At 42.1% G+C, this 20,082-nt stretch carries 19 protein-coding genes; 3 read left to right on the top strand and 16 right to left on the bottom strand.

What is annotated here, in order from left to right; all coding sequences use genetic code 11:
- The 14 genes from lpxB to rpsB form a co-directional block, all read right to left on the bottom strand.
- Positions 1 to 1,158 (bottom strand): lipid-A-disaccharide synthase, encoded by a 1,158-nt coding sequence (lpxB, locus tag F0249_RS04610; protein ID WP_171755998.1) that lies wholly within the window; start codon positions 1,156 to 1,158, stop codon positions 1 to 3.
- Between the two features lie 154 nt (positions 1,159 to 1,312).
- Positions 1,313 to 2,101, bottom strand: a complete 789-nt coding sequence (gene lpxA / locus F0249_RS04605; RefSeq protein ID WP_253825277.1) for an acyl-ACP--UDP-N-acetylglucosamine O-acyltransferase — start codon at positions 2,099 to 2,101, stop codon at positions 1,313 to 1,315.
- 1 nt (position 2,102) lies between these two features.
- The gene (gene fabZ / locus F0249_RS04600; protein WP_029203513.1) at positions 2,103 to 2,555 is read right to left on the bottom strand and encodes a 3-hydroxyacyl-ACP dehydratase FabZ; all 453 of its coding nucleotides are present in this window, start codon (positions 2,553 to 2,555) and stop codon (positions 2,103 to 2,105) included.
- Between the two features lie 92 nt (positions 2,556 to 2,647).
- Positions 2,648 to 3,679, bottom strand: a complete 1,032-nt coding sequence (gene lpxD / locus F0249_RS04595) for a UDP-3-O-(3-hydroxymyristoyl)glucosamine N-acyltransferase (RefSeq protein ID WP_113799037.1) — start codon at positions 3,677 to 3,679, stop codon at positions 2,648 to 2,650.
- A gap of 7 nt (positions 3,680 to 3,686) precedes the next feature.
- Positions 3,687 to 4,187 (bottom strand): OmpH family outer membrane protein, encoded by a 501-nt coding sequence (locus tag F0249_RS04590; protein WP_171756020.1) that lies wholly within the window; start codon positions 4,185 to 4,187, stop codon positions 3,687 to 3,689.
- A gap of 26 nt (positions 4,188 to 4,213) precedes the next feature.
- Positions 4,214 to 6,628 (bottom strand): outer membrane protein assembly factor BamA, encoded by a 2,415-nt coding sequence (gene bamA, locus F0249_RS04585; protein WP_136995478.1) that lies wholly within the window; start codon positions 6,626 to 6,628, stop codon positions 4,214 to 4,216.
- A gap of 48 nt (positions 6,629 to 6,676) precedes the next feature.
- Entirely contained in the window at positions 6,677 to 8,035 is a 1,359-nt protein-coding gene (gene rseP / locus F0249_RS04580) for a sigma E protease regulator RseP (protein WP_171755996.1), read from the bottom strand.
- Complete coding sequence (ispC, locus tag F0249_RS04575; protein WP_113799039.1) at positions 8,032 to 9,240, bottom strand: 1-deoxy-D-xylulose-5-phosphate reductoisomerase; 1,209 nt, start codon at positions 9,238 to 9,240, stop codon at positions 8,032 to 8,034. Before ispC ends, rseP begins: the two co-directional genes overlap by 4 nt.
- 70 nt (positions 9,241 to 9,310) lie before the next feature.
- Positions 9,311 to 10,153, bottom strand: a complete 843-nt coding sequence (locus F0249_RS04570) for a phosphatidate cytidylyltransferase (RefSeq protein WP_171755995.1) — start codon at positions 10,151 to 10,153, stop codon at positions 9,311 to 9,313.
- A gap of 12 nt (positions 10,154 to 10,165) precedes the next feature.
- Positions 10,166 to 10,921: an isoprenyl transferase gene (locus tag F0249_RS04565; RefSeq protein WP_017053981.1), complete on the bottom strand. Its 756-nt coding sequence runs from the start codon at positions 10,919 to 10,921 to the stop codon at positions 10,166 to 10,168.
- Between the two features lie 106 nt (positions 10,922 to 11,027).
- Positions 11,028 to 11,585, bottom strand: a complete 558-nt coding sequence (frr, locus tag F0249_RS04560; protein ID WP_017053982.1) for a ribosome recycling factor — start codon at positions 11,583 to 11,585, stop codon at positions 11,028 to 11,030.
- A 110-nt stretch (positions 11,586 to 11,695) separates the two neighbouring features.
- Entirely contained in the window at positions 11,696 to 12,427 is a 732-nt protein-coding gene (pyrH, locus tag F0249_RS04555) for a UMP kinase (protein WP_017053983.1), read from the bottom strand.
- Positions 12,428 to 12,606: 179 nt separating this feature from the next.
- Positions 12,607 to 13,452, bottom strand: coding sequence for a translation elongation factor Ts (gene tsf / locus F0249_RS04550; RefSeq protein ID WP_113799041.1), 846 nt, complete (start codon positions 13,450 to 13,452; stop codon positions 12,607 to 12,609).
- Between the two features lie 146 nt (positions 13,453 to 13,598).
- The gene (gene rpsB / locus F0249_RS04545; RefSeq protein ID WP_017053985.1) at positions 13,599 to 14,333 is read right to left on the bottom strand and encodes a 30S ribosomal protein S2; all 735 of its coding nucleotides are present in this window, start codon (positions 14,331 to 14,333) and stop codon (positions 13,599 to 13,601) included.
- 358 nt (positions 14,334 to 14,691) lie between these two features.
- On the opposite strand from rpsB, the gene map reads away from it, so the two are divergent.
- From map to F0249_RS04530, 3 genes are all read left to right on the top strand, one after another.
- Entirely contained in the window at positions 14,692 to 15,564 is an 873-nt protein-coding gene (gene map / locus F0249_RS04540; protein WP_017053986.1) for a type I methionyl aminopeptidase, read from the top strand.
- A gap of 125 nt (positions 15,565 to 15,689) precedes the next feature.
- Entirely contained in the window at positions 15,690 to 18,311 is a 2,622-nt protein-coding gene (glnD, locus tag F0249_RS04535; protein ID WP_171755994.1) for a bifunctional uridylyltransferase/uridylyl-removing protein GlnD, read from the top strand.
- 161 nt (positions 18,312 to 18,472) lie between these two features.
- Positions 18,473 to 18,856, top strand: coding sequence for a DUF3461 family protein (locus F0249_RS04530; protein WP_171755993.1), 384 nt, complete (start codon positions 18,473 to 18,475; stop codon positions 18,854 to 18,856).
- An 85-nt stretch (positions 18,857 to 18,941) separates the two neighbouring features.
- Here F0249_RS04530 and truC read toward each other — a convergent pair whose 3' ends face one another.
- Entirely contained in the window at positions 18,942 to 19,685 is a 744-nt protein-coding gene (gene truC / locus F0249_RS04525; protein ID WP_171755992.1) for a tRNA pseudouridine(65) synthase TruC, read from the bottom strand.
- On the bottom strand, positions 19,685 to 19,999 hold the full coding sequence (locus F0249_RS04520; RefSeq protein ID WP_017053990.1) for a YqcC family protein: 315 nt from the start codon (positions 19,997 to 19,999) through the stop codon (positions 19,685 to 19,687). The genes truC and F0249_RS04520 overlap by 1 nt, the downstream gene beginning before the upstream one ends.
- Between the last annotated feature and the right edge of the window lie 83 nt (positions 20,000 to 20,082).

Here is a 20,082-nt window from a genome sequence, read left to right as displayed (position 1 = left end):
TTAATCTGTTTGTAAACCAATCAAATTGAGCACTGCATTTGCGGCTTGTGTATCCGCATCCTTACGTATCCACTGATGCATTTCAGTAAATGATTGAATCAATTCAACGTTATCATTAGCCAGTACTTCTTCCATTGCGGGATAAAGGAAATCAGGATGGCACTCTTCTTGAATGAACTCTTTAACCAACTCTTTACCCGCAAGCACATTTGGCAATGATACAAATTCAGTAATCGATAGCTTTTGTGCAATCCAGCCAGTGAGTTTATTGACTTGATAACCAACAACCATTGGTCGCTTCACCAACATACATTCAAGCGCAACGGTACCAGATGCAAGTAAAACCGCATCTGAAGCAGTCATAACATTTCTTGCGGTATCTTCAATGATAACGAAATCCAGCTCAGGTGCCGCCTCTTTCCATATTGATTCAAATTGCTCTCGGCGTTTTTTGTTCACAGCAGCAACAACAAACCCCATCTCAGGGTGCTTAGCATGAATACGCTGGCAAGTCTCGATGAAAGGTTTAGCAATCAATGCTACCTCTCCTCCACGACTCCCTGGTAGCACTGCAAGCCATTGACGATCTTGATCTAAATTCAGCAGTTCACGAGCCGCGCGTTGATCACTTACTAATGGGATCGCATCAGCAAGAGTGTGGCCGATAAACTCACAAGCTACATTATATTTATCATAGAAAGCTTTCTCGAAAGGCAGAAATGCCAACACTAAATCCGTCGCGGCATCAATTTTAAATATGCGCTTTGGTCGCCATGCCCACACAGAAGGGCTGACATAATGCACGGTTTTTATTCCTGCATCTTTGAGCGTTTTTTCTAATCGAAGATTAAAATCAGGTGCATCAATACCGATAAAAACATCTGGTGGATTTTGCGTAAAATACTCAACTAGCTGATGCTTTACTTTCAATAACCTTGGTAATCGACCTAGGACTTCAACAAGTCCCATGACTGCCAATTCTTCCATATCAAACAGAGATTCGCAGCCTGAAGCGATCATCTTAGGGCCACCAATGCCCACGAATTCAGCATCCGGATATTGCTGTTTAATCGATTGAATAAAACCTTCACCTAAAGTATCACCAGAAAGTTCTCCAGCGACGATTCCAATGCGTAGTGGTTTTTTTGCGTTTAACATGTCACTTATCCCAATAACGGTGGCATAAATCATACCAATCTAAAAACACAAAAAGACCGCTGAAAACAGCGATCTTTATTGACAGCAATAGCAACTGAATACTCAATCACAGTACTTGGTAAATAATGGTACAGAGGAAAGAAAAGAATAATACTTAGCGAATAATGCCACGCGTCGATTTCTCAAAGATATCAAGGAATCCTTGTAGTACAGGGAACTCTGCAAGTTCGCTGTTAATCTCGACTTTTGCTTCTTCTAAAGTATTGCCATTGCGGTAAAGCGCTTTATAAGCACGGCGAATAGCATGGATCTCTTTCTTTTCAAATCCGCGACGCTTTAACCCTTCGATATTGATACCAAATGGTTTTGCATGGTTACCTTGAGCCATTACATATGGCGGCACATCTTGAACCACAACCGACGCACCACCAATAAAGCTATGAGCGCCAACGGTACAGAATTGGTGTACTGGAGATAAGGCAGAAACTATCGCGTAATCATCCACAGTTACATGTCCCGCAAGAGTTGCATTGTTACCCATGATGATGTTATCGCCGACAACACAGTCATGCGCGATATGGACATTGACACAAAATAAGTTATCACTACCAACGGTAGTCACACCTTTATCTTGAACAGTACCACGATGCATCTGTACACTTTCACGAATGATATTTCTATCGCCTACAACTAGACGTGTATCTTCGCCTTGATACTTTTTATCTTGACACTCTTCACCAACAACCGCGAATGGGAAAATACGGTTATCTTTACCAATAACTGTAGGTCCCTTGATCACTACGTGAGACATAACTTCTGTCCCATCGCCAATTTCTACGTTGCCTGTAATATAGGTGAAAGGCCCTACCGTAACATTAGCGCCGATTTTGGCACCCTCTTCAACGACAGCAGAAGGGTGGATTTGAGCGGTTTCATGAATCATATTAAAACTCTCTACGTGCACACTTAAGTTCAGCGGAACAAACAACGTCGCCATCTACACGAGCGACACCATTAAATTGAGCAATACCACGACGTTCTTTAATGAATTCTACTTCAATGATCATTTGATCACCTGGGACAACCGGTTTACGGAACTTCGCTTTATCTACACTTGCAAAGTAATAAAGCTCATTCTCAGATGGCGCACCAAACGATTTGAAAGCAAGTAAACCTGTCGCTTGAGCCATAGCTTCAAGAATCAAAACACCAGGAAAAACCGGAAGCTGAGGAAAATGACCAGTAAACTGTGGTTCGTTAACGGAAACATTTTTAATTGCCGTTAGGTGCTTCGCTTCTTCAAAGTCAACAACACGATCGATCAACAAAAATGGGTAGCGATGAGGCAAAAGCTCCTGAATTTCAGTGATATTCATCGTTTTCTTTTCAGTAGTCAAAGTCATATTCCTATTCTAATACTTAATTAATTATTTGCGATTATAGACGAAAAAGACCCGCACATCGCGAGCCTTCTTCAATAAATATGGTATTACGATTCCACATTTCTATCGATTAACTTCTCGACAGCTTTTAATCGCTTATTCATATCGTCAATTCGATGTACGCGAGTCGCTGTTTTACGCCACTCTTTATTGGTTTGCAATGGGATACCAGAAGAGTACATGCCTTTCTCTTTGATTGAGCGCATGACCATACCCATACCGGTGATCGTTACTCCATCGACGATTTCAATGTGACCATTAATCACACAACCACCACCAATAATACAGTATTTACCGATATTAGTGCTGCCAGCGATAATAGTACCACCTGCAATCGCAGAACCATATCCGATGTGAACATTATGAGCAATTTGGAGTTGGTTATCCAAAATCACGTTATCGTCCACAATGGTATCATCTAATGCACCGCGATCGATCGTCGTACAAGAGCCGATTTCAACACGGTTACCAATACGAACAGAGCCGACTTGGGGAATTTTTATCCACTCGCCTTTCTCATTCGCATAACCAAAACCATCAGAGCCAATCACTGTGTTTGCTTGAACTAAACAATCGTTTCCAAGCTCAACATCATGATAGATACTTACATTCGACCATAACTGAGTGTTAGCACCGATTTTGGCTTTTTGACCAATAAAGCAACCTGCACCGATAACAGCACCATCGCCGAGTTCAGCTCCAGATTCAATCACTGCATTTGCACCAATAGAGACGTTTTCACCAATAATGGCATCGCTAGCAACAACGGCAGAAGGTGCAATACCTTCAGCCGCTGCAGGTGTTAAATCTAAAGCTTGAGCGACTTTAGCAAAAGCAACATAGGGGTCATCCACAACAATAACATTTGTCTGACAAAGTTCTCTTTCCGCCGCCTTAACCATAATGGCAGATGCACAGCAATCAGCTAAATGCTTGCTGTATTTTGCATTCGAAAGAAAAGTGATTTCTCCTTGTTTTGCTTTATCCATAGGAGCAACCGATGAGATGATTTGATCACCTTCACCGTAGAGCTCTCCCCCGGTAATTACGGCCAATTCGGCTAAAGTGAGTTGTGGCATAACGTTCTTATTTTAATTGCTTAATAACCAGTTCTGACACATTAAATTCAGGCTTACCATATTGCATAGCTTGAATATCAACGATCAGATCGTAACCTTCTTTTTCAGCAACCGCTTTTACTGCTGCTTGAATTTGCTTAAATAGTTTTTGCTTCTCTTGAGCTTCGCGACGTTGAGTCGCCTTCTCTAAAGCTTGTCCTTTGATTTTGTAATTGCTCTGAAGTTGACCAATTTCAATACGTAGTTTTTCAACTTCGTCTGGACCTAGTAGCTCACCATCACGCTTAAGTTTTTCAATTTTTGTTGCTGCTTCAGCTTGAATCGCTTGTAGTTCAGCCGCTTTATCTTTGAACTCTTCTTGCAATTTTTGCAGTACGATTTCACGTTGAGGTAGCTCTTGGAATACTTGAGCAGTATTAACATAACCAACTTTCTGAGCAGCTTCCGCAGCTTGAGCAAATAAAGAAGAGCTTAATACGATAAGGCCAAGACCCGCTGCTTTCATCATGTTTTTCAAAATATATTCCTTAAAATTTAGAATGTTCTACCAATAGTGAAAGTGAAGAACTCTTCATCATCACCTTCAAAAGATTTAGCCGGCTTCGCGACTGAGAATACTAATGGCCCCATAGGAGACATCCACTGCAACGCAGCGCCATACGACGAACGATAATTTGTTGGGTCTGAATAGTCGTAGTAGTAAGCGCCACCAGGCATGTCAGCACTCGCTTTACGGTAATCAAATTCGGTATCCCATACACTTGCCATATCGAAGAATACGCTAGTACGGATTTGATTTCGTACTTCATCCGATGCAAATGGTGTTGGTACGATCAGCTCAATACTTGCCAATGCCACCGCGTTACCACCGACAGAGTCATCTGTCGCTTTATAATTAGGGTTATTACCTACACCTTCATTATAAACAGCTTTAGGCCCGGCGGAGTTCGAACCAAAACCACGTAAAGTGGTAAAGCCGCCCGCGTAGTAGTTCTCATAGAATGGGAATAAGTTATCATTACCATTCGTTTGACCATAACCATTACCGTAACCTAAACGACCACGCATCAAGAGCGTAAATTCATGCTTTTTGGTTAAAGGTATGTACTGTTTCACATCATACTGAGCTTTAAAATACTGAACATCAGAGCCCGGTACCGTTGCCTTGAAAAATGCTCGTTGATGGTTACCTTCCGTCGGGAAATACCCTCGGTTTAAATTGTTGCGTGTCCATGAAATATTGAGATCAAAATCATTGGTCACCAAGCTACCGTCAGAGTTCATGTTATCGGCTTGCGCTTGTAAAAACTGCTCAATTTGTACATAGGCATCTAAGTTTGAAATCTTATTATGCGTATAACCAATACCAAATTCGACACGGTTGAGCTCATCAAACGGGAAACCCCACGTTAAGCTCGTACCGTAACTTTCATTGGTATAGTCAACAATACCCGCTTCAGAAGCTTCAAATTCATTGTAGAAAACTTTACCACCTAGACTCACACCATCAAGGTTCCAGTATGGGTCACGGTACTCTAAGCTGATATTTTTCTGATAGTCATTCATCATGGCACTGATGCCGACTCGATTACCACTACCGGCAAAGTTATCCTGCTGTAGACCGACTTGGAAACTTATACCAGACTCAGTACCGTAGCCTACACCGAAGTTAACACTACCCGAGTTGGCTTCTTTAACGTTGTACACTAAATCGACTTGATCTTCGCTTCCTGGAACACGAACCGTTTGAACATCAACCGTTTCGAAGTAACCAAGACGGTTCAAACGTGCTTTACCCGTATCAATCGATTTTGAGTTTAACCAACTGCCTTCCATTTGGCGCATTTCACGACGTAAAACTTCGTCTTTTGTGGCGTTATTTCCCGTGAATCGGATGTCTCGAACATAAATTCGACTACCCGCATCAACATTGATAATAAGTGACACTTCATTGGTTTCATCATCAAATTCAGGAATAGTACGAACTTGAGGATAAGCGTAACCCGCCTCCCCTAAAATACGTTTAACCCCTTCCTCTAATTCCGTCACTCGAGAACCGTTATACACTTCGCCAGCTTCAAAAGGATTTAAAGCGGTAAACTCAGCCTCTTTACCTACAAGGTCACCACGGAAATTTATATCCTTAACGGTATAGGCTTCGCCCTCTTCTAAGCCAAGCGTAATATAGACACCTTTCTTATCTGGGGAGATGGCAACCTGTGTCGAATCAAGCTTAAACTTCAAATACCCTCGGTCAAGGTAGTAAGACTTCAATGCTTCTAAATCACCAGCAAGAATCTGCTTCTGGTACTTATCATCAGATAGGAAGTTCCACCACTCAATATCTACGTTCAGATTAAATCGAGAAAGTAACTCTTCATCATTATAAACTTCATTACCAATAAAGTTTATCTGTTGAATTTTAGCGGAAACACCTTCGGTGAAAACAAATTTAAGGTCAGAACGATTGCGAGGAAGTGGGGTTACAACCGCTTTTACCGTCGCATTATATTTACCAACACTGTAGTAAAAATCTTCTAAACCTTTCTCAATATTGCTTAGCGTAGTGCGATCTAAAGCTTCACCCACACGAACCTCAGATGCATCCAAGTTCTGCTGAAGCTGCTCTTCTTTAATCGCTTTATTACCAGAAAATGAGATGCTGGCAATGGTCGGGCGCTCTTTGACTTGGATGACTAAAGCATCGTTATCACGTAATACTTTTACATCTTCAAAGTTACCTGAAGCATAAAGCGCTCGAATAATTTCCGATACGTCTTGTGAGTCAACAGAGTCGCCAATACGAACAGGCATCTTCAATAATGCGGCACCGAGAGCCACACGCTGTAATCCTTCGATTTTTATGTCTTGAACGACAAAATTTTCTGCGCCATTCGCTGACACGCTAGTTGCCAACAACGTTGCGAATAGAATCTGCTTAATCGCCATATTTATTCTAACTATTCCTTGCTACTGCTTTTGATTACGATTTAAAAATCATAAACGAGTAAAATCATTAAATATTGCTAACGCCATCAATGAGAAGATGATAGCTCCTCCGACTCTATACCCCATCTCTTGTACCTTTTCTGGCACCGGGCGTCGGGTTACGGCTTCAATTGCGAAAAACAGCAAATGCCCACCATCTAACATAGGCAATGGAACCAAATTAATGATCCCTAAATTCACACTGATTAATGCTAAAAACCCAAGGAAGTAAACAATGCCATAATCAGCGGTTGCTCCTGCTCCTTTTGCTATCGATATCGGCCCACTTAAATTATCGAGGCCTACATCACCAACAACCAGCTTCTTAAGCATGCTGATCGTCAAGCTTATAATTTGCCCTGTTTTATCAAACGCCTTTTCTATCGATTCAAATACACCATATTTCAGCTCAAATCGATAACTTTGCGGCCATTCTGCGACTTTCGGTGCAATACCCGCAAAACCAATCACTTTATCCTTGGAAATCTTTTTGCTATCTGGTTCTAACACAATAGGAAGAACCACACCATTTCGTTCGATCTCTAAAGCCACCACTTTATTCGGACTTTGGCGTATCGCCTCTACAATCTGCTGCCAGTCCTCAACGATGACATCATTGACTCGCACAAACTTATCACCTGCGATCAGCCCAGCTCGAGCACCTGCCCCGTCTTCTGATACGTTAACCAGTACAGGCGTTATCTCAGGCGTAAACGGAGAAAAACCAAGTGCCCTCATAGCAGACTCAGTTTCTGGGTTAAAGTTCCATTCTCGAATGTCGAGAGTCTTCACTTCTTCGTAACCAACACCATCAACTGGCGTAAGCGTGACTGTCATCACATCATCACCGATATGAGAAATTAATCCCATATTCACTGATTCCCAGTCAAGAGTTCTAACACCGTCGATCGACTGAAATTGCATTCCACGTTCAATGCCTGACTGCGCCGCAATTGAATTTGGAATAACTTCACCGACTACGGGCTTAACCGCTGGAATACCAATTAAAAACACCAACCAGTAAGCAAAAATCGCGAACACAAAATTAAAAGCAGGACCAGCGCCAACAATCGCGCTCCTCTTCCATAATGCTTTTTGATCGAACGCGTACTGTTTTTGGTCTTCAGGCACTTCATCAACACGAGAGTCGAGCATTTTTACGTACCCGCCTAATGGGATCATTGAAAGGCTATATTCGGTCCCATCTTTACCCATTTTTCTCCAGATTGATTTACCAAAACCAATTGAAAATTTTTCCACTTTTACGCCGCAGCGGCGGGCTACCCAGAAGTGCCCATACTCGTGCACAGCCACCAAGATGCCTAAAGCAATGATAAATGAACCGAAGTTCCATAATATATCAATCATAATTTACGCTCACGAGTGGCTTCTAAAGCAAATATTCGAGCCATTCTATCTAGCTCAAGTAGGCTTTCCAAGCTATCTATGGAATGAGATGTGTTAGTCGCGCAGACCTTAGACAATACAGCTTCATTAACGGCTGCAATGTCCGTAAATTTAAGTGTGTTATTCAAAAATGCGTCAACGGCGACTTCATTGGCTGCGTTTAATGAGGTGGTGGCATATTGCCCTTCATAACACGCATCAATCGCAAGTTTTAAACAAGGGTAACGATCGAAATCTGGTTCAAGAAAGGTCAACTGCCCCACTTTAGTAAAATCGAGCGCTTTGACACCAGCATCCACACGCTGAGGGTAGGACATTGTCAGAGCAATAGGTGTCGACATGTCCGGTTCACCCATCTGAGCTAACACCGAGCCATCTTTATATTGAACCATTGAGTGAATGACAGATTGAGGATGAATAATTACTTTCAGCTGCTCTTTGGAGGCATTAAACAGCCATTTAGCTTCAATATACTCAAGACCTTTGTTCATCATTGTCGCAGAATCAACCGAGATTTTCGGCCCCATCGCCCAGTTAGGATGAGCAATAGCCTGCGCTGGAGAAACTGCACTTAATTCACTAACATCAGTGTAACGAAATGGACCACCGGATCCGGTCAGTAGTATGTTATCAACTCCACTCTGTTCGAGGTTACATCGACCTAAGTTAGTTTGGATCTCACTAGGTAAGCATTGGAAGATAGCATTATGTTCACTATCAACTGGCAATAATTCTGCGCCAAATTTGTCTACCGCATCAATAAAGAGTTGACCTGACATCACCAGAGCTTCTTTATTCGCTAACAACACTCGCTTACCCGCTTGTACCGCCGCCATAGTAGGGATAAGTCCAGCAGCGCCAACGATAGCCGCCATCACCGTATCCACTTCATCAAATGAAGCAATATGATTCATCCCTTCCAAGCCTGACAGTACTTGAGTTGAGATTTTTAATGTTAATAGCTGTTCTTTTAATAACTTGGCAGCATCATCACTCGCCATCACTGCATATTTTGGTCGCCACTTTTCACACAGCTGACGCATTTTCTCTACATTGGTTCCGGCAGCCAGAGCAACAACTGAAAAATGTTCAGGGTTTTGCTCTACAACCTTGAGGGTACTAGTGCCAATTGAACCCGTTGCGCCGAGAATAGTTAAATTTCGCATTGCGTATAGACCGTTAGTTGCGAGAAAAAGGCAAGAATGACCTTGCCTTAATCACTAAAATAAAACGTTATTAAAATATATAGTACAGAAGAGCAAATACAGGGAAGGCAGCGGTTAAGCTATCAATGCGATCAAGGATGCCACCATGCCCAGGAATGATATTACTGCTATCTTTAACTCCTGATACACGTTTAAACATACTTTCTACTAAATCACCTAGTACTGAAATGACAACCGTAATAAGCGTGATCACAATCATGTGTAAAGGCGTTGCAAATTGGATATCAAACCAAATTGAGAAGCCCCAGCCAACCAGTAGCGCTGCAATAATGCCTCCCAATAAACCTTCAATCGTTTTATTAGGGCTTACTGCGGGAGCCATCTTTCTTTTGCCAAATGTTTTGCCTGAGAAATAAGCGCCACTATCAGCCGCCCATACTAAAAAGCAAACAAACATAACAAGCTTAGCGCCGTGGTATGGATCAGTAGAGATATCTTCGGCACGTAGAATCACGACACTCCAAAAAAAAGGAAGTAATGTCAGTAACCCAAACACATGACGTAAGACATTAGAGCCTTGCCAACCAGCTGCCGATTTAGGGTAGGTTATCGCTAAACCGCTCGCGATAATCCACCAGATAGAGCCAACAGCTAAAATTGAAAAGTGCAAACTAGAGAGGGAGTTCAAGCTATCAGCATCGGTAGGCAGTAAGGCATAACTTGCGGCACCAATAATAACGGATGGGATTAATGCCATATAACGAGATTTATGTTCTACAAATTGCGTCCACTCCCAAAATCCTAGTAGTGTGATCACAGCTAGTGCTAACATAAATAGCGGGAGCGATAATTCAAAAATTCCTAAAATAACTAGAGGAGCTAAAATCAACGCGGTAATGATTCGTTGTTTCAAACTTTATAATCCTTATTTTTCTTCCATCAATGCTTTAACCTGGTCATCAGTACAACCAAAACGTCGAACTCGATTGACAAACCAAGTTACAGCTTCAACCAAACTATCTTCATCAAAGTCTGGCCAAAATTCTTCGGTAAAAAACATCTCTGCATAAGCGAGTTGCCAAAGCATAAAATTACTTATGCGACATTCGCCACTTGTCCTAATCAATAAGTCTACTTCTGGAATATCGGCCATAGTGAGATGTTGAGAGATCATATCCTCATCAATATCACTTACGCTACATTTCCCTTCAGCGACTTGAGTGGCAATAGACTTCATGGCTTCTGTGATGTCCCACTTACCGCCATAATTGGCCGCGACATTAACCACCATACCTGTATTGTTTGCGGTTAACTCTTCAGCTTCAATGATTTTCTTTTGCAAACGAGCACTAAATCGGCTTTTATCACCAATAATGCGCAGCTTTAAATTGTTTTTATGGAGTTTCTTTATTTCACTCGATAATACAGTAATAAACAATTCCATAAGCAAGCCAACCTCTTCTTCAGGTCGACGCCAATTCTCACTACTAAATGCAAATAAAGTCACCGCTTCAATTTTCAGCTTACTTGCTGCTGATATCGTTTTTCTTACGGCACTCACCCCTTTTTTATGGCCAAAAACACGAGGCTTTCCATGAGATTTAGCCCAGCGGCCATTACCATCCATAATGATAGCGATATGTTTTGGAAGGGAGTCTGTGAAGTTCTGAGAATTTTGCATATGAAGTTAATTTACGTACCATCGTCAAGATTGGACAGACTAGCATAAAAAAAGGCGCTGTGCTGCGAGCTCAGCGCCTTACCAATCATAAAGTTGTAAGTATTGGTTATACTTCCATCAACTCTTTTTCTTTAACTGCTAGAACGTCATCAACACTCTTAACAGCAGCATCTGTTAGCTTTTGAATTTCGTCTTGTGCACGACGGTCTTCATCTTCTGAAATTTCTTTGTCTTTAAGAAGCGCTTTAAGATCACCGTTTGCGTCACGACGGATGTTACGAATAGCAACACGACCACCTTCAGCTTCGCCACGAACGATTTTTACTAAATCTTTACGGCGTTCTTCTGTTAGTGGTGGAAGTGGTACACGGATAACGGTACCCGCTGACATAGGGTTTAAACCTAGATCAGATTTCATGATTGCTTTTTCGATAAGAGGAGTAAGCTCTTTATCAAATACAGTAATAGACAGCGTACGCGCGTCTTCAGCGATGACGTTAGCCACTTGGTTTAGTGGCGACATTGCACCGTAGTACTCTACAGAGATGCCAGACAGAAGGCTTGGATGCGCACGGCCTGTACGGATCTTAAGTAGGCTGTTACGTAGTGATTCTACACTTTTTTCCATGCGCTCTTGCGCGTCTTTTTTGATTTCGTTAATCACAATTTCACCTTAAATAATTTTTCTTAAAGAATACGCTTTGATGAATACGTACTAAAAAGAATGAATAGGATGACTATAAAATACAAACCATTTGATTTGTAATTTTATAATTACTCAGCATCGCTAATTAGCGTGCCTTCTGCTTCACCCATTACCACGCGACGTAATGCGCCTGGTTTGTTCATATTAAATACACGAATAGGCATTTTATGGTCACGTGCTAGTGTAAATGCCGCTAAGTCCATAACCTTCAGCTCTTTCTCAAGAATGCTGTTGTAAGAAAGCGTATGATACAACTCTGCTTCAGGGTTGGCTACAGGGTCTGCTGTAAATACGCCATCAACTTTTGTCGCTTTTAGAACGATATCCGCTTCAATTTCAATACCGCGTAAACATGCAGCAGAATCTGTAGTGAAGAATGGGTTACCCGTTCCTGCCGAGAAGATCACAACGCGACCTTGACGAAGTTGGCTAATTGCATCTGCCCAGTTGTAATCGTCACATACACCTTTCAGTGGGATTGCAGACATTACACGTGCGTTCACATATGCACGGTGTAAAGCATCACGCATTGCTAAGCCGTTCATTACGGTTGCAAGCATACCCATGTGATCACCAACAACGCGGTTCATACCCGCTTCAGCCAGACCAGCACCACGGAAAAGGTTACCGCCACCGATAACCACACCAACTTGAACACCTAGCTCCACAAGCTCTTTTATCTCTTGAGCCATACGATCAAGTATCGTTGCATCGATACCAAATCCTTCTTCGCCTTGAAGGGCTTCGCCGCTAAGTTTAAGCAGAATACGTTGATATGCTGGTTTAGGGTTCGTAGTCATGAAGTATACCTTCCAAAGAGAGTAGTTAATTAACAGTCATGATTTAATACTCTGAACACTTTCATCATCTCTAAAAATGAAACGAAATACCAAATCATGACAATTAATAAAATGGGTACAGCAGTCATAAAAAGACCGCAGCAATGGCCACGGTCTTTTCATTAGCAATACACTAAGGATTAACCTTTTTGTACCGCTGCAACTTCATCAGCAAAGCTCATTTCTGCAGCTTTCTCGATGCCTTCACCAACTTCTAAACGAATGAAGTCAGTTACTGTAGCACCTTTAGCTTTAAGAATATCGCCAACAGTTTGCTTAGGTTCCATGATGAAAGCTTGACCAGTTAGTGATACTTCACCAGTAAACTTCTTCATGCGGCCGATAACCATTTTTTCTGCGATTTCTTGTGGTTTGCCTTCGTTCATTGCGATTTCAACTTGAACCGCTTTCTCTTTAGCAACTACATCAGCAGGTACGTCAGCAGGAGTTAGGAACTCAGGCTTAGACGCAGCAACGTGCATAGCAACGTGCTTGATAGTTTCTTCGTCAGCTTCACCAGCTACAACAACACCGATACGGTCGCCGTGGCGGTAAGAACCAACTTTAGCGCCTTCGATGAATTCAACACGACGAATGCTGATGTTCTCACCGATTTTAGTTACTAGCGCGATACGTGCTTCTTCAAATTTAGCTTGAAGAGCTGCGATATCTAGGCGCTCAGCTAATGCTACTTCTGCTACTTCATTAGCAAATGCAAGGAAACCTGCATCTTTTGCTACGAAGTCAGTTTGGCAGTTAACTTCAAGAATAGCAGCAACACCTGCTTCTTCTTTAATTAGGATTGTACCTTCAGCAGCAACGTTACCCGCTTTTTTAGCTGCTTTAGCTGCGCCAGATTTGCGCATGTTTTCAATCGCTAGCTCAATGTCGCCTTCAGCAGCAACAAGTGCTTTTTTACATTCCATCATGCCCGCAGCTGTGCGTTCACGAAGTTCTTTTACTAGAGCAGCAGTTACAGTTGCCATTCTCGATTCCTCGGTTGATTCTAAAATAAGGTAAAAATCAGGGGCCAAATAGAGGGCCCCTGATGCTAACTATAACTTAGTTTCTATTAAAACGAGGGTTCACTAAAACTCTGTCTTCCAAAACTAAGTAATGGTTGGAGTCGCTATTATTCAGCAGCTTCTACAAAACCATCTTTTTCAGCAGTGATAGCAGCAACATCTTTGTTACGACCTTCTTTAACCGAATCAGCAGCAGCGTTTAGGTAAAGCTGTACCGCACGGATTGCATCGTCATTACCAGGAATGATGAAGTCAACGCCGTCTGGGTTAGAGTTAGTATCAACAACAGCGTAAACTGGGATACCTAGGTTGTTTGCTTCTTTAACTGCGATGTGTTCGTGATCTGCATCAATTACGAATAGAGCGTCAGGTAGGCCGCCCATGTTTTTGATACCACCAAGAGATTTCTCTAGCTTCTCCATTTCGCGAGTACGCATTAGAGCTTCTTTCTTAGTAAGCTTGTCGAAAGTACCGTCTTGAGCTTGCGCTTCAAGTTCTTTCAGACGCTTGATAGACTGACGAACAGTTTTGTAGTTTGTTAGCATACCGCCTAACCAGCGGTTGTTAACGTAAAACTGGTTGCTGTTGATAGCAGCTTCTTTAACAGCTTCAGATGCAGCGCGCTTAGTACCAACGAAAAGAACTTTACCTTTTTTCTCGCCAACTTTAGCAAGCTCAGTAAGAGCTTCGTTGAACATTGGTACAGTTTTTTCTAAGTTGATGATATGAACGTTGTTACGAGCACCAAAGATGAATGGCTTCATTTTTGGGTTCCAGTAACGAGTTTGGTGACCGAAGTGAACACCAGCTTTAAGCATATCGCGCATTGATACAGTTGCCATTTTAAAATCCTCTATGGGGTTAGGCCTCCACATTCCCCATGCATCCGACCCCTAACCTATTAACCTGAGTTAATGAAGTTGAAGCACCCCGGAACATGTGTCGAAATGTGTGTGATTTAAAGATAATTAAGTATAGGTCAAAGCTGCTTCGCCAAACAGGAGATAACAGTCTTTGTTCCCGGCGCGCTTTATACCATAGTTTGATTATAAATTTCCAGTAAAAAGCCAATTTCCTTAGTCAAATTGGGCGAACAAAATCTAAATGAAAACGGATTTCAATTGCGCTTCCGTGTCTCACTGATAGAATAGCGGCTATAGCCATCTTAAGGCATCTGAAAATAGATAATAGAGAAAGCCAATGTCTGTAAAAATCAAAACAGCTGAAGAAATAGAAAAAATGCGCGTTGCGGGCAAACTTGCAGCAGAAATTTTAGAAATGATTGAACCTCATATTCAAGTGGGTACGACGACAGAAGAGTTAAACACCATCTGTCATGAATACGCGCTTGCGAAAGGTGCCTACTCTGCCCCTCTTAATTATCACGGTTTTCCTAAATCTATCTGTACGTCAATCAACCACATTGTGTGTCACGGCATCCCTGCAGAAGAAGATGTTGTCGTTAATGGTCAAATCAAACCTGCAGTATTAAAAGATGGTGATATTCTCAACGTTGACATTACCGTAATCATCCCTGATGACGAAAATGCGGACCTAAGCGTACGTCCTACTGGTTACCATGGTGATACTTCTAAGATGTTCCTTGTGGGTGATGTATCAGCCGTTAACAAGCGCCTATGTATGGTTGCTCAAGAAGCATTGTATGAAGGTATGCGCCAAGTGAAACCTGGTGTTCAGTTAGGTAAAATTGGTACTGCGATTGAAAAATACATCAAGACCAACAATAAAAATAACCCTCGCGCTAAATTCTCGATCGTAAAAGACTATTGTGGACATGGTATTGGTGCTGAGTTCCATGAAGATCCGCAAGTGGTTCACTACAAAAACAGTGATCGCACAGTTTTAAAAGCTGGAATGATTTTTACTATTGAACCAATGATCAATGCAGGTAAATTTGGTTGCCGTCTTGATGATGAAGATGGTTGGACAGTTTACACCGCTGATAACAAAAACTCAGCGCAATGGGAACATACTCTTCTCGTAACCGAAACGGGTTGTGAAGTACTGACACTTCGTAGCGAAGACACCATTCCACGACTGCTAGTTAACTAATTATTAGCTAACGACATCGAATCTGTTTTTTTGAAATATCTCCGTCAATCGGGGATATTTTTTTATCTAGCCCTATATTCTGGTAGATTAGTTTTATTCTACTTTTCTTGCATGGATTGCAGACAATGCCTTATCAATCACCACTCACTTTTAGCGATGAGCAGCTTCAAGTCTTTGAACTAAAAGAGCAGCTCGATATTTTCACTTGCTACCAAAAGCAAGAGTTTCTCAACCAGCACCCAATAAACGATTTAGTCCTCGCTCGTGCAGAATATATGGATCTGTTGCTGACACGATTATGGCGTCATTTTGGCTTCTATGAACGACCAAATTTAAGTTTAGTTGCCGTAGGTGGTTATGGTAGAGGTGAGCTTCACCCTCTTTCTGATATTGATATCCTCATTGTCTCCAAGCATAAACTACCCGATGCGCTTGGCGTTCAAATCAGTGAGTTCATTACTCTGTTATGGGATTTAAAGCTCGAAGTTGGCCATGCCGTTCGGACGGTTGATGAGTGTAATGACATTGGCCGTGAGGATTTAACTGTCGCAACAAACTTACAAGAGTCTCGACTTCTGTGTGGCAGCGAAGAGACGTTTCAAGCATTAAAATTACGAGTACATTCTGAATCATTCTGGCCGAGCGAAGTCTTTTACAAAGCAAAAATCCAAGAGCAAAGGCAACGTCATGCTCGTTTTCACGATACCACTTATAACTTAGAGCCCGACATCAAATCGACACCAGGTGGCTTAAGAGATATCCATACTCTCAGTTGGGTTGCTCGCCGGCACTTTGGCGCAACATCACTACTGGAAATGAGCCGTTTTGGATTTCTGACCGATGCAGAATATCGCGAGTTGGTTGAGTGCCAAGATTTCTTATGGCGTGTTCGCTTCGCACTGCACAGCGAATTAAAACGTTACGACAACCGACTCACATTTGCCCATCAGGCTCACGTCGCAGAAAATTTAGGCTTTGTCGGTGAAGGCAATGTCGCCGTCGAAAAGATGATGAAAGAGTTTTATCGAACGTTAAGACGGGTTTCTGAGCTCAATAAAATGCTGCTCAAACTGTTTGATCAGGTCATTTTAAATGGAGGGGAAACGTCTGAGCCTGAAATATTAGACAATGACTTCCAGCGCCGAGGCTCACTCATTGAAGCAAGAAAGCCAGCACTGTTCCAAGCCAGACCTGAAACCATCTTAGATATGTTTATTCATATTGCGAATGATTCAACCATTGATGGAGTCAGCCCCCCAACTCTTCGTCAGTTACGAACCGCTCGACGTCGCTTAAATAAATTTTTGCATACCATTCCCGCAGCACGCGAAAAGTTCATGGATCTTGTTCGTCACCCTAACGCATTACATAAAGCCTTTCGTTTAATGCACCGTTTAGGGGTTCTTTCTGCCTACCTACCGCAATGGAGTCAGATTGTCGGTCAAATGCAATTTGATCTTTTTCATGTCTACACGGTAGATGAGCACAGCATGCGATTGCTCAAACATATTAATCAGTTCAGTTACGCGAAAAATAGAGATAAGCACCCGATCTGCTGTGAGGTGTATCCTCGAATCCAGAAGAAAGAGTTGCTAATTCTTGCGGCCATTTTCCATGATATTGGTAAAGGCCGCGGAGGGGATCATTCTGAAATTGGCGCGGTTGAAGCTTATAATTTTTGCATCGAGCACGGTCTATCGAAGCCCGAAGCGAAGTTAGTCTCTTGGTTAGTTCAAAATCACCTTCTCATGTCGGTTACCGCGCAAAGACGTGATATATACGATCCCGAAGTGATCACTGAGTTTGCCAAAAAAGTACGCGATGAAGAGTCCTTAGAGTTCTTAGTCTGTTTAACCGTAGCCGATATTTGTGCTACCAACCCTGAACTTTGGAACAGTTGGAAACGCACGCTTCTTGCTGAGCTGTTCCACTCAACTCAACGCGCATTAAGACGCGGATTAGAGAACCCTGTCGATATTAGAGATAGAATCCGCCACAACCAGCAACTCGCATCTGCCCTTCTACGTAAAGAGAACTTTAGCCCAAGGCAAATAGAAGTTCTATGGCAGCGGTTTAAAGCGGATTATTTTCTACGCCACACCCATAAGCAAATCGCATGGCATTGTGAGAATTTACTCAGACAAGAGAACCCAGATGAACCTCTGATCCTTATCAGCAAAAAGCCAACAAGGGGCGGAACAGAAGTTTTCGTTTACTGTAAAGATCAACCAGCACTGTTTGCCACGGTTGTAGCGGAATTAGATAGGCGTAATTTTAACGTGCATGACGCACAAGTGATGACCAGTAAAGATGGCTATGTCATCGATACATTCATGGTTCTCGATCAACATGGACAAGCCATTGATGAATCTCGCCACAAAGCCGTGGTGAAACACTTAGTTCATGTACTTGAAGATGGCCGCCCTACAAAAATAAAAGTACGCCGCGCCCCAAGAAACCTTCAACATTTCAAAGTAAAAACCAGAGTTGATTTTCTACCAACTAAAAGTAAAAAACGCACCTTGATGGAATTTGTTGCGCTTGATACTCCTGGGCTACTCGCCAAGGTTGGTGCCACTTTTTCTGAACTTAATATCAGCTTACATGGCGCAAAAATCACCACAATTGGGGAGCGAGCAGAAGATCTCTTTATCTTAACCAGTGATGGTGGTCGATTGAGTGACCAGCAAAAAGAGGTATTAAGAGAGAAACTGATTCTCAATGTTTCACAACTTGCCCCCAGTTAGTCCCTAATATTTTTATGCGTACGTTGTGAGCGAGATTAAGATGAAAAATTAATCGCGATCTTGCCCACAACTTATCACTCAAGCCTAAAGATCATCTATCTACCACACAGTTAGGCTGCTACATTGGTTTATATCACTGATGTTAATTATAGAGGTAACTTATGTATCCAAACCTCACTGGTTTAGGCATTCAAGACCCTAAACAAATTGAGCGTTATTCCCTTCGTCAAGAAGCTCACAAAGATGTTTTGAAGATCTATTTTCATAAACAGAAAGGTGAGCTTTTTGCTAAAAGTGTAAAATTCAAATATCCGCGTCAAATTAAGAATGTACTGGTCGACAGCGGAAGCCATCAATACAAAGAAGTCACGGAGATTAATAGAAATCTAACCTTGGTGATTGATGAATTGAACAAAATCACCAAACCAATTAAAGCGCCAGAGCTCGACGTAAAACAGAAGATCCTCACCGACTTACGTCACCTTGAAAAAGTCGTATCGAGTAAAATCTCTGAGATTGAAGCTGACTTAGAAAAATTAAAATAACCTTATTTGAAACTGAAAAAGGGCGAGTCACACCACGGTGCCTCGCCCTTTTATACTTTAATCTTTAGCTTCTAGCTTCTAGCTTCTAGCTTCTAGCTTCTAGCTTCTCAAGAATATCTTGCCACTCAAATCGTTCAAACAACGCCAACCATGTTTCATCGAACTTCGCCTTTAATACCAACTCTTGGTGAGTGAATGGGTGAATAAAACGCAGCTCTGAAGCGTGAAGTAATAAACGGTGCGACTCTAAATTCTCTCGAAAAAGTTTATTATGCTTCCCATCACCATGAGACGTATCACCGACAATAGGGTGCCTTAAATGGGCCATATGCCTACGAAGTTGATGCTTTCTCCCTGTCTTTGGAGCCATTTCAACTAGCCCGTAGCGACTCGTAGGAAAGCGCCCCGTTGAATACGGAATTTCAACTTTAGCTAACGGCTCATAGGCAGTAACGGCTTCTTGAGGCTCTTTATCCTCTTTCGCAAACTTATCTGCAATTTTATCCAGTTCCACTTTCAAAGGGTAATCGAGAGTGTCTCCCTCTTCGATCCAGCCTCGAACAATAGCGTGGTAGGTCTTCTGCATTTCATGATTGGCAAACATTGGCATCACTTGTGAGGCGACCTCACTAGAAAGTGCAAAAACCAACACGCCAGATGTCGGTCTATCCAATCGGTGCAGAGGAAAAACATGTTGCCCGATTTGATCACGCAGCGTTTGCATGACAAATTGAGTTTCATGCTTATCAAGCCATGAACGGTGCACTAACATACCCGCTGGCTTATTGACCGCAACAAAGTATTCATCTTGAAAAATAATATCGAGCATTACTGACAAGCCTTTTCTATCGATTCAATTAATAATAGAAGAGGCTGCATTTCTTGGCGCTCTTTCCACACTTCCGAGAAATAAGGCGACATTTCAAAGCCTTTCGGTAACGGCTGATTTAACTCAATGAGTTGACGAATTTTGGCAATAAAAATCCACTGTAACCATTGCTCAGGTTGTAATGTATCAATAGAAAAAGGTTCCCGACTGGCTAAATCGTCATCGGTTGGTTTTGTCGCCTGCCAGACACCCAACTTGTGCATCTGATGTTCCAATTCATTTAAAATAATCGTTATCTTTGCCGCTGTGGTCATTGTTCACCAAGTTATTTTGTTTACTAACCTTGAAATTGTGCCATAGAGTACCATCTATTGAGTAAAGAAAGTTAGGACCTTAT

The organism is Vibrio sp. 03-59-1, assembly GCF_013114135.1.
In the GTDB taxonomy this organism is placed as follows: Bacteria; Pseudomonadota; Gammaproteobacteria; order Enterobacterales; family Vibrionaceae; genus Vibrio; species Vibrio cortegadensis.
This window is presented reverse-complemented; position numbering and strand designations above follow the sequence as displayed.